This is a genomic window from uncultured Thiohalocapsa sp. (assembly GCF_913062725.1).
GTDB lineage: Bacteria > Pseudomonadota > Gammaproteobacteria > Chromatiales > Chromatiaceae > Thiohalocapsa.
In genome coordinates, this window is sequence record NZ_CAJXWY010000092.1 from 1 (window position 1) to 9,577 (window position 9,577).

The following is a 9,577-nucleotide window of genomic DNA, read 5'->3' on the forward strand; positions in this document are numbered from 1 at the left end:
GCCGCTCCGCCCTACGGCTGGCGCCGGAGGCGGTGCGCTTCGCCAGCATCGATGAGGCACCGGCCAGCCCGCCCAGCGCGGCGCCGTAGGGGGCGCATCCGCGCACCCGCACCCTGGCGCCACCCACCGAGAGGACACGACGCATGCGACAACCGCGACCCGGCCTCGATGCGGCCGCCGCCAGTGCGGCCTGGGACCAGGCGGGCACCGCCCGCGACGGCGACTGGCGCGGCTACGACTGCCGGCTGGTCACGCCGCTCTACGGCGGCGGTGTGCGCCCCGGTGAGGTGGATACCGAGCTGCCGATTCGGGCGGCGGCGCTGCGCGGACAACTGCGGTTTTGGTGGCGCATCGCCTGCGGGCCCTTCGACTCGACCCAGGCGATGTTTCGGCGCGAGGCGGCGATTTGGGGTGGGCTCGGCGCCCGTGCGCCGACCGCGAGCAAGGTCGCGGTGCGGGTGGCGAAGATCGCCAGACTGCAGCAGGGTGCCGCCTTCGTCTATCAGGAGCAGGCCAACAAGCCAGGCCATTTCCGCATCATGCCGAACCCTGCAGACTGGATCGAGCCATATGCGGTATTCCCGGCCCGGGGCGAGCTGAGTGCTGACAGGCAGACGATTGAGAAATCGCCGCATCAGCTGGCCCGGGGCGGCCTCAGCTTCACGCTCAGGCTTGGCCTTGATCCCAAGCTCACCGATGCGCAGCACGAGGAGGTGCAAACCGCCCTGCGCTGGTGGGCCAGCTTTGGCGGCGTCGGTGCTCGCACCCGGCGGGGCTTGGGCGCGGTTTACGTCAGGGATCTCGAGCCGGTCCGTGGCGAGCAGGTTGCAGCCAGGGGTGGGCAGCTGGTGTTGCAGGCGGCGGTGAGCGATGCCGAGCGTGCCTGGACCCTCGCCGTCGGGCGCCTGAGCAGCTTCCGCCAGGGCGAAGGCATCGGCCGCAATCCGGGTAACGCCGGCGCGCAACATCCGGGCCGCAGCCGCTGGCCCGAGCCTGACATGATCCGTCGCCAGACGCATCGTCACGCCCCTGCGCACCCACCCCAGCATCCGCGACAGGACCTGTATCCGCGCGCCGCGTTCGGGCTGCCGATCGTCTTCCACTTCAAGGACGAGCGCTTGGGCGAGCCAAGCCAGCAGCAGTTGGTGCCGGTCGGAGGCGACCGCATGGCGAGCCCGCTGATCCTGCGCCCCTACTGGGATGGCCAGCGCTGGCATCCGGCGGCGATGTTGCTACCGGGGTGGCGGCAGGCGCTCGGGGTCGTCGCCGAGCACGGTTCTCACCACGGTTCCAATACGGCGCACCCGGCTTGGCCGAAGGGCCAAACTGCGCAGGCCCAAGCCGCCGCCCAGATCAAGCCCATGGCCAGCCGCGGCATCGATCCGCTGAGTGCCTTCATGGCTTTCTTCGAGGAGCATTGAGCTTATGCCACGGATGCTCATCACGCTGTCACTCGGCCCCGTGCAGAGTCTCATCGAGGCCGCGCGGCGCACCCGTGATCTGTGGGGGGGCTCCTGGCTGTTGTCGGAGGTCTCGCGTGCCGCCGCCCTGGCGCTGCATCAGGCCCATCACGGCAGCCTGATCTTTCCCTGCCCGCAGCAGCCCGACGTGGAGCTGACGCCGCTGGAGCGCCCCGGCGACGAGGCCAACATTGCCAACATCCTGCGCGCCGAGGTTACGCTGCCCGATGCCGCCGCAGCCGCTGCGCTGTGCGAGCAGGCCAAGGCCGCCGCCCGCGCGCGCCTGATCGCCATCGGGGCGCAGGCGCGCGCTGGGCTCACCGTCGAGCTGCGCACGGATGTCTGGCAGGCTCAGATGGGCGATCTGCTCGAGGTTTTCGGCGCCTGGGTAGAGATCGCCGACGGCGCCGATGGCTACCAAGCCGCCAGCCGCAGGCTCGGTACCACCCTGGCGGCGCGCAAGGCGACCCGTGATTTCGGTGCGGCTGTCTACACCTCGTCCGGCCTGCCCAAGTCTTCCCTCGATGGCGCCCTGGAGACGGTGCTGCCGCACCCGCACGCCAGGCCCGAGCGTCATCCTGATCGGCGCAAGCTCGCCCTCTCGCGCGGCGAGCAGCTCGATGCCCTGGGTGTGATCAAGCGTTGCGCCGGCGATGTGGATCGGTTCACCGCCTATTCGCGCATCGCCGCCGAGCCCTGGATCGAGACACTTGCAACGGACCATCCGGCCACCCTCGCCGCACTCAATGCCGCCTATGAGGCGCTGGTAGCCCGTCAGCTCGCCACCCGTGTGAGCGGCAACCAGAATCTCTACGGGGCGATGCCCTACGACGCCCAGCTGCTGTATGCCTTCCGCTTGGAAGCGGCCATGAGCGGCAAGGGCGAGGATCGGCCCGATGATGCCCAGTTGACCGCGCTGCGCACCCTGCAGGCGGCGCTGCGGGCATTACCCAAAGCGGCCGGCACGCCTGTGCCCTATGCCGCCATCCTCAAGGCGGACGGCGACCGCATGGGCAAGCTGCTGCAGCGGGCGCGCAGCGCCGAGGACTCACGCGCCATCTCGCGCGCGCTGCACGCGTTTGCCTCGAGTGTGCGTGAGATGGTGCGCGCGCATCGCGGCCATGCGGTCTATGCCGGCGGTGATGACGTGCTCGCCCTGGTACCGCTACCGCATGCGGTGCCCTGCGCCACTGCGCTGGCGGTGGCCTTCGAGGACAGGCTGGCGCCCATCGCCAGTGGGCTCGGTGTGGCCGAGGACGAGCGGCCGACCTTGTCCGTTGGCCTTGGCATCGGCCATCTGATGGAGCCGCTGGGCAGCCTGCGGGCGCGGGCCGGTGTGGCCGAGCATCTGGCCAAGGGCGACGGCACCACCGCGTCCCGCAACGCCCTGGCCATCGTGCTCGGCATCCGCGGTGGTGGCGAACTGACCTGGCGCGCCAGATGGGATCAGCGCGAACGCTTCGAGGCCCTTGGCGACTTCACCGCCGCCTATCGCGATAACCAGCTGCCGAGTCGCGTCGCCTACGATCTGCGGGCCATCCACCAGCGCCTAGAGGGCCTGAAGCGCCTCGGCGCCCCCGACGCCACGGCGCAGGAGGCGGCGATGCGCCGCGCCGAGGTGGCCCGTACCCTGGACCGTGCCCGCACCGCCGGCGGCGGCGAGCCCTTGGGTGCGGCGATGCAGGCGCGGATTTTGGCGCAGGCGGGGCAGCAGCCCCTCGATTTGCTGGCTGATACCCTGATCCTGGCGCGCTGGCTGTCGGCGCGCAATGCCGCCGACCTGGGAGACCACGGCCGATGAGCACCCATAAGCCCAAGAAGCGGGCCCAACAGCGGGGCCGGCTGAACTACGAGAAACAGGCGCGCAAGCAGGCAAAGCAAGCAGCTGGTGCCGCCGCCGGGTCGGCCGGTGCACAGGGTGGCAAGACCGTAGCCGCCGCATCGCCGGCGGCCGCAGCGGCGCCCCTGCGCCGGCGCACCGAGCCCGCCCCAGAGCCCGGTCCAGTGGTCATGCTCGAGCCACTGGCGCCGATCATCGTGCGCTCGGGGCGGCCGTTCGACTTTCAGGCCGGCGCCGATGCGGCGCGCTTTCCGCCGCCGTCGACCCTGGCCGGTGAGCTGATGCGCACGGCGTTGCGCAGCCACTACCGCGACGCCCAGGATGCTCACCCGGGGCTGCTGATCCAGCGCGGCTATGAGCGCGACGACCGCGAGACCGAGGCGGGACGGCAGGCCAAGACCGCGCATCTCCGCCGGATCTGTGACATTCCGCCCGGCAGCTTCTATACAAACGCCTACCAACGCTGGCAAGCGGCGACGGCCAACGACCTGCGCTTTACGCAAGTGCAGCTGGCGCTGCAGCCGCAGACGCGGCTGTTCATCGGCCTCAGCGGTGGCGGCATGCTCGAGACCGGCTGTGCCGTCAGCCACAGCTATGGCATGCCCTACATTCCCGGCTCCAGCCTCAAAGGCGTGGTGCGCGCGCATGTCCGCCAGAGCCCCTTTGCCGAGCAGCACGCGGCGGTGGTCGACGAGTTGTTCGGCGCCGCGGCCGATGCCGAGCGCGGCCATGCCGAGGGTCTGGCGGGACTGGTAGTCTTCCACGATGCCTGGTGGGTGCCCGGCTCCGCCGAGACGGCCTTCGCCGAGGAAATCGTCACCAGCCATCATCTCGACTACTACGGCAGCGAGGGGGCGGTCGACGCCAGCGACTGCGACAGCCCCGTGCCCAATGCCCAGATTGCGGTGCGCGGCGGCTTCCTGTTCGTGCTCGAGGGTGCGCCGGCCTGGCGTGAGCTGGCGGCAAAGATGCTGTTGGCGGCGCTGTCGAAGCGCGGCATCGGCGCCAAGACCCGCAGCGGCTACGGCCTGTTCGATCCCGAGCCCAAGGTACCGGCGGCTGCGATCTGTGAATGGGTGGACGACACCATCGCCGCGCTCGTGCCCAAGCCGCACAACACAAAACAGGAAGCGCTGCTGGGCAGGCGACTCGCCGAGCGCTGGGCGGCGCTCGAAGGGGACCTGAAGGCGGCGGCTTTGGCGGATATCCGCGGGCGCTGGCAGGCCCTCGAACAATGGGATACGCCAGCGGGTAAAGGGGCTCGGGCTGCCAAGAAGATCTATACCGGGGAGGCATAGCGAGATGCCAACACTCATCCTATCGACCTGCGGCACGAGCCTGCTGACCAATGTGGCTGGCGATCAACGCGGATTGGTCACACGCCATGCCAATGCGCGTGAATCCGGTGACGTTCCCCCCGATGACAGGCGCTTTCTTTCCGGGCTGATCAGTACCTGTCGCGACCGCTTATTCCATGCCGGAACAAACGAGCTAGCCCAGCTGTCGGCAGAGCTGAACAGTCTGGTACAACTCTACGATGGCCAACTGCAACAAACGCGGGACACACACTGGCTCATTACGACTGATACCTGGCTTGGTAGCGAGACTGCTGCATCGTTGGCGGAAACCCTTGAGCGTGCAGGACATCAAGCCATAGTAAAGAGAATCAGCGACCTGCGTACCAACGATCTGAATGAATTTCGCATTGCTATGGCCGAGCTGGCACGGCTTTGCGCTCAGGATGTGCATAGCATGGCCGAGGGCGGCTGGCGTGTTGTGTTCAATCTGACCGGTGGTTTTAAGAGTGTGCAGGGCTTCATGCAGGCCCTTGGCATGTTGTATGCGGATGAAAGCATTTATGTCTTTGAGCGCACAGAGCAACTGCTGCGGCTGCCACAACTCCCCGTTTCTCTCGATGCCGACGTGATTGTTCGCAAGCATGAGGTCATTTTTCGCCGTTTAGCAGTGGGTCTCAGCGTCACCGCACAACTGGCTAAGGATATGCCCGACACCTTACTGATGGAGGATGATGGCTTTGTTACCTTATCGGTTTGGGGAGATGTTGTGTGGAATCAGGCCGGTCCAAAGCTGCTGAACGAGCGCGTCTGGCCATCGCCAGACACCAAGTTGCGCTACGGCGATAATTTCTGCAACACGCTCACCGGCTGCAGTCCAGAGGAGTGCCGGATGCTCAATGAGCGGATCGGCGAGCTTGCGCGTCATCTACACGACGATCGATTCCATCCGTCGCGTTTGGACTTCAAGAAGCTCAAAGTGGCGCAGGGTATCAGCACTCATGAATGCGATGCTTGGGCCAAAGCGAGCGCCAAACGCCTTTTCGGTCATTTCGATGCCGGAGTGTACGTGCTGGACAAGCTTGCGCCCGGACTCAATCACTAACCATCCCCTTTTCTGTGGCATAGGGGGCCACATGATCTTATTTTTTGCGTGCGGTCGCCTAGGAAATCAGCTATTTCAGTATGCCGTTTTAAAATGGCTCTACCCCGAGCATCAGCTGGTTTTGTTTGGCTTTGATGATCTTCATCGAGCCCTTGAGCTTGTGGATGCGATTATCATTCAAAAAGAAAAAATGCCAAGGGGATTGATGTTCAGCTTGCGCAAGCTGTTCGCGATGTTGGCGATGCTCCGAATTATTGGCAGTATTGCAGAGTCTCGTGAGAATGGCGCTTACCACCTAAGGCAACGGCGTGGTGTGGTTCCCGGTCTTTACTGCTTCAAGCCGTCATTTTTCCAGCATGCTAAGATCCTTGAACAACTGAATCCAGACTTTGATATTGCCGATGGCTTGGTCCAATCGGCTTCGCGCTGGCTCAAAGCGCAAGGGGCAGTGTCTGCGGGCCGAACCCAAGTATTCGTTCACGTTCGTCGTGGCGACTACTTATCTTGGCCTACCTGCGAACGTCCCGCAGTGCTTGGTAAACAATGGTATCGAAACGCTATGGAGGAGATTCGCTCTATCGTTGCCGATCCGCTGTTTATAGTATTGACAGATGATATCTGCTACGCTGAGAGCTGCTTTGGTGATCAGCCGGATATCCTGATCTCTCACAACAACAAGTTTGTCGATCTAGCGCTCATGGCATCCTGTGAGCTTGGGATTCTCTCGGCGAGCTCTTTCGCCTGGTGGGGTGCATGGCTTTCAAGAAAAAGGCATGATAACAAGGGTATCTATTTGGCGCCAAAATACTGGGCCGGGCATCGCTGGGGTGAATGGCGGCCTGAAGGATTTATTACTCATTGGATCACTTACATAGAATGAGAGGAAACTCCAGCGTCAGCAGCAGCCGGGCGAGGAACAGCCTTGAGTAAGCGCGCTGCTTGCGGCTGCCCGGTCGCACGCGCACCAGCACGAAGGCGGCGCGCGGCGGATTGCTGCGCACCCACTCGCCGATGCCAAGCGCCGTCGACGTGAGGGTGACCCGCGCAAACACCTGCTTGCGGCTGCGCCAATGCTGCTTGAGTTTGATGTGATGTCGCCCGCGCACGCGCCCAACCCAGCGCCAGTCGAGGCGCTCGACCTCGCGGTAAAACGGCACCCTGGAGTCGGCGTCGGCAACGATGATCGGCTTCGCTGTCGCCGGCAGCAGCGTTTGCAGTTGTTGTCAGTGTCAGCCGCGGGCCGCTGACCGTCGCGGCGACCGCTGCGAGCAGCACGCGCTGGCGTTGCTGATGCATGCCGGTGAGCCGCGGTGCGACGCAACGCTGTAGAATCGTTAGGGCGTGCATGGGGGCGCCTCAGGGTTTGGCCCCATTTCTTCCCGGGCGCCATGTTAGGTGCAGCGGCTGGTGGCTGGTACTGTGTGGTCTGCGCCGAGGTGGCTGCCCTGGCCTGCTTCGCCACCCGGCTCAACCGTGCATGGCTGTCGCCTGCAATCGCTGGTCTTCGGTGCCCGTCGATGCAAAAAGGTCGGATTCTTTGTTTGACGTCGAACTTTCCGCGTTGGGCCGCAGATGCCACCACGCCGTTCGTACTCCATCTTGCGCAGGATCTGCAAGCGCTCGGCTGGCAAGTGGACGTGCTCGCGCCCCATGCATCGGGCGCACAACGCGCGGAGGTCATTGATGGTGTGCGCGTCGAGCGTTTTCGTTATCTCTGGCCGGCGTGTCAGCAAACCGTCTGTTATCAGGGCGGTGCCTTGGTCAACCTCCGCAGGAATCCCCTCAATAAACTGAAGCTCCCCGCTCTGGTTGCGGCGCAAATACTCACAACCGTCCACCGACTCCGCAAAGGGCACTATGACCTGATGCACTCACACTGGATCCTGCCCCAGGGCTTCACTGGGATGTTGGCGCGACGTATACAACCGATTCCACACGTGCTCACTGTGCACGGCGGGGACATCTTTGGTCTCAAGGGCGAGCTGATGGCGGGCTTCAAGCGGGTCTCCCTGCGTGATGCCGATGCGGTCACTGTCAACAGTTCCGCAACGGCGCAGGCTGTCCATCGCGTCGCTCCGGGTGTTCGCCGTATGGCGCGCATTCCCATGGGTGTTTCCGTTCGTCCACTCGACGCTCGTCAAATCGCCCTGGCGAGCCAGATACGGGCGCGCCACCGGCTCGGCACAGGCCCGCTGCTGCTATTCATCGGGCGCCTTGTCGGTGAAAAGGGCGTCGAGGATTTGCTGCTGGCGACCCATCGTCTACGACAACACCGGCCGGGTGTGCGCACGCTCATCGTCGGCGAGGGTCCGGAGCGCGCGGCGCTGGAGCAGCTCGCCACGCGCCTGGGCGGCCCTGGCATGGCCACTTTCGATGGCTGGGTCGAGCCCGCCGATATTCCGGCATATCTGCACGCGGCGGACATCTTCATTGCGCCTTCACGCAGCGCTGCCGATGGCTGGATCGAAGCGCAGGGACTCACAATCCTGGAAGCCATGGCCGCGAAAACTCCGGTGATCGCCACACGTAACGGCGGTATCATCGATGCCGTACAGGATGAGGCAACCGGGCTCCTGGTCGATGAGCGCGCTCCGGAACAGATAGCCACCGCCGTCGAGCGCGTCGTTTATGATGCGAATCTCCGCCAACGGATCACAGCAAATGCAGTCATGTGTGTGCAATCACGCTTTTCTCGCGAGAGCTCGGCTACGGCCTTCTCTGAGCTCTTTGCGCAGCTCATCGAGCAACGTCCGCCGGGCTGGTCGGGGCGACCGCGTCGCACACAAAGAAGATCGCAGTGACGAGGTCCGACCGGGAAGGTGATGCAGTCTGTAAAACGCAAAATCGGGCGCATCCGTCGTGTACAGTTGTTTCGTTTCTACACCAGGTCTTGGCTGCCCCGAGAACTGCCAGGGGCAATCGCACGTCAGCCATTCGGTTGGCTGGACGCGCAGCTGGACGAGGACTTTTCGTATTTCCCTAACGGTGCGCCCCGCCAGCTGCTCGACGATGTTTGGGCGGCTGCGCAACGTGCCCCCAGGGCATTTCTTCGCGTCTCGGTGAGGGGTGGCAAGCTCTTCTTTGCTGTCACCAGAGCCGCACGCGTGCCCGGATTTTCGCGACCGCGCGTACTGACGATACTCCTGCACGCACTCCATCGCGCACGTCCGCTGCCAGACGGACTCGATATGATCATCCTGCTCGAAGATAGTTACGGGGTGGATACCGATCTGGGTGCGCAGGCGCCGATTTTTGCGTTCAACTGTGATACCGGCCGGGATCGCCGCACCATGCTGATGCCAGATCCCGTTACACTGCTCTCCTGGCGACGCCTGTATTCGGCAATTCAATCGGCAAACAAGCGCTGGCGGTGGCACATGAAAGACGCGCGTGCCTTCTGGCGCGGGAGTACCACTGGTGGTGTGCTGACCGAGACCAATTTTACGTCGCTTCCGCGAGCACAGCTCGTGGGGGTGTCGCAGCGAGATGCGCGCGTCGATGCGGCCTTTACCGGCTTCGCCCAAGGAGACGAGGCGGCCTATCGCGCCATGCGTCGCACCTTCCAGCTCAGTCCCTGGGTCAGTCCGGAAGATCACGTCCGCTATCGCTATCTGGTCTGCGCGGATGGTAACTCTTCAACATGGCCCGGGTTTCTCTGGCGGCTGGCGACTAATTCGTGCCTGAACGAGAAATCGACTTTTCACGCCAACTCGCCACTGGCGTCGTCACGTCGGGCGGCGTTTGCAGTGATCAATGAGCGGCGGTTGGCGTTTGTCATTAGCGTCATGAGAATGACTCTCATCGACGGCGATCATCAGGCAGACCATCCCCATGGGTGCATGCTGCGTGGGCGGTCATCGCGGGTTCAGGCTGCGCG

Annotated in this window: 8 protein-coding genes; 7 read left to right on the plus strand and 1 reads right to left on the minus strand. The window is 64.4% G+C overall.

Translation table 11 applies throughout. The features are described from left to right. Nucleotides 1–143 precede the first annotated feature (143 nt). From QZ588_RS16905 to QZ588_RS16925, 5 genes are read left to right on the plus strand one after another with little or no spacing between them, the layout of a single operon-like run. The gene (locus tag QZ588_RS16905) at nucleotides 144–1,421 is read left to right on the plus strand and encodes an RAMP superfamily CRISPR-associated protein (RefSeq protein WP_295544152.1); all 1,278 of its coding nucleotides are present in this window, start codon (nucleotides 144–146) and stop codon (nucleotides 1,419–1,421) included. A gap of 4 nt (nucleotides 1,422–1,425) precedes the next feature. After that, nucleotides 1,426–3,261, plus strand: coding sequence for a type III-B CRISPR-associated protein Cas10/Cmr2 (gene cas10 / locus QZ588_RS16910; RefSeq protein WP_295544154.1), 1,836 nt, complete (start codon nucleotides 1,426–1,428; stop codon nucleotides 3,259–3,261). Next, the gene (cmr6, locus tag QZ588_RS16915) at nucleotides 3,258–4,598 is read left to right on the plus strand and encodes a type III-B CRISPR module RAMP protein Cmr6 (protein WP_295544156.1); all 1,341 of its coding nucleotides are present in this window, start codon (nucleotides 3,258–3,260) and stop codon (nucleotides 4,596–4,598) included. The genes cas10 and cmr6 overlap by 4 nt, the downstream gene beginning before the upstream one ends. 4 nt (nucleotides 4,599–4,602) lie before the next feature. Further along, nucleotides 4,603–5,700: a putative CRISPR-associated protein gene (locus QZ588_RS16920; RefSeq protein ID WP_295544158.1), complete on the plus strand. Its 1,098-nt coding sequence runs from the start codon at nucleotides 4,603–4,605 to the stop codon at nucleotides 5,698–5,700. Between the two features lie 31 nt (nucleotides 5,701–5,731). Then, a complete protein-coding gene (locus QZ588_RS16925) occupies nucleotides 5,732–6,580 on the plus strand; it encodes an alpha-1,2-fucosyltransferase (RefSeq protein ID WP_295544160.1) in 849 nt (282 codons plus the stop codon). Here QZ588_RS16925 and QZ588_RS16930 read toward each other — a convergent pair. Further along, complete coding sequence (locus tag QZ588_RS16930; protein ID WP_295544161.1) at nucleotides 6,564–6,857, minus strand: hypothetical protein; 294 nt, start codon at nucleotides 6,855–6,857, stop codon at nucleotides 6,564–6,566. The genes QZ588_RS16925 and QZ588_RS16930 overlap by 17 nt on opposite strands. Nucleotides 6,858–7,241: 384 nt before the next feature. On the opposite strand from QZ588_RS16930, the gene QZ588_RS16935 reads away from it, so the two are divergent. After that, complete coding sequence (locus tag QZ588_RS16935) at nucleotides 7,242–8,501, plus strand: glycosyltransferase family 4 protein (protein ID WP_295544163.1); 1,260 nt, start codon at nucleotides 7,242–7,244, stop codon at nucleotides 8,499–8,501. 21 nt (nucleotides 8,502–8,522) lie between these two features. Beyond that, nucleotides 8,523–9,577, plus strand: a 1,055-nt coding sequence (locus tag QZ588_RS16940) for a glycosyl transferase family 90 (protein ID WP_295544165.1), incomplete at its 3' end; no start/stop codon positions are given.